Source organism: Azonexus caeni, from assembly GCF_048146105.1.
Lineage (GTDB): Bacteria > Pseudomonadota > Gammaproteobacteria > Burkholderiales > Rhodocyclaceae > Azonexus > Azonexus aromaticus_B.
The window spans coordinates 1-1,081 of sequence record NZ_JBKJAD010000062.1; the positions used below are offsets into that span (position 1 = coordinate 1).

The 1,081-nt window shown below is 46.8% G+C and carries 1 protein-coding gene; it reads left to right on the forward strand.

Annotated elements, in window-relative coordinates; genetic code table 11:
• Positions 1-175: 175 nt before the first annotated feature.
• On the forward strand, positions 176-976 hold the full coding sequence (locus tag ACLIIZ_RS21075) for a DUF4747 family protein (RefSeq protein ID WP_416695663.1): 801 nt from the start codon (positions 176-178) through the stop codon (positions 974-976).
• Positions 977-1,081 lie beyond the last annotated feature (105 nt).

The window sequence follows — 1,081 nt, forward strand, 5'->3', positions numbered from 1 at the left end:
TCGCCGCATATTCCAGTTCAGAAAAGCTCGCTTGCTTTGTCATCTCGCCTACCCGCTGTCACGCTTTCAGCATTTTCTCATCCCAACGCTATCGTCGTTCCGGAAATCGGAATAAATCAGCGTCTCCTTAAAAACACGACGCCTCCTTTCAGTTGCAGTTTATGAAATTGTATTGATGACGGTTACAATCTCCATGTCATCATCTTTATCCATCGCATTGGCCGATGCTTCAGCCCCCCCGAAAGGAACACAAATGTCACGCCGATACTCGTTCGATCTATTTCGACTAAACATCGAAGACAGGGCAGACCTTTTCCTGCGACCTAATATCCAGCGCCTTCGCACAGACGATGATATTAGAATGCTTCTACAAGTTGCTACTGAATATGAACAAGATCAGATTCAAAAAACTCGTTCTGCCATTTTCAAATGGAGCCTTCGGGAATATCGAGATTTACGAGATTCAAACAACCGAGAACTTCTTCATGTAATTCTTGCTCGAAGCGTTCTTGAAAGAGATGGAGTTATCGTTACTGACGACGGCATGTCTGTTGGAACTTCGTCTTTGAATCCACCACTTGCAAGTACAGCGGTGTGTTTCTTTGACTTATCTCGCCACTTGGTTGCTGTCGAACATACAGGCGACTTGTCCCAAACTGCTTGGAAAGATTTTCTACAACAAATACTCGGTTCTGCGGCTTTTCGCTTGGAACGAGGGTCAACTATCGAACTTGAACCCGTTCCTGAAAAGAACGGCATAGTGGGTTTGTTTATGTCATTCGAGAGAGTGACTCGGATGAAAGTCACACTGCGGATTCCGAATCCTGAATTGAACCGATACACGCAAGCCATATATGACGACCTAGAAATTAGCGGGGTTCGTGAGTTTACTCAAGATATGAAAAACCCCAACGGAATGTCCAAATCAGATAATGCGCGCCCCTTCGCATCTGCCAGGGGCTCCGCACTCGCCTAGCATAATGGTCTGAGTCCGAGCATGTTCATTCTGACCTCATCATCCCAGGCGGCAGCTTTACGCTTGAGGCGCAAGCTGGCTTTGGCGGTGTGGGTGGTATCGGTA

Coding starts and splice junctions, on each gene's coding strand:
- ACLIIZ_RS21075 (WP_416695663.1), top strand. CDS start 176: ATGACGGTTACAATCTCCATGTCATCATCTTTATCCATCGCATTGGCC.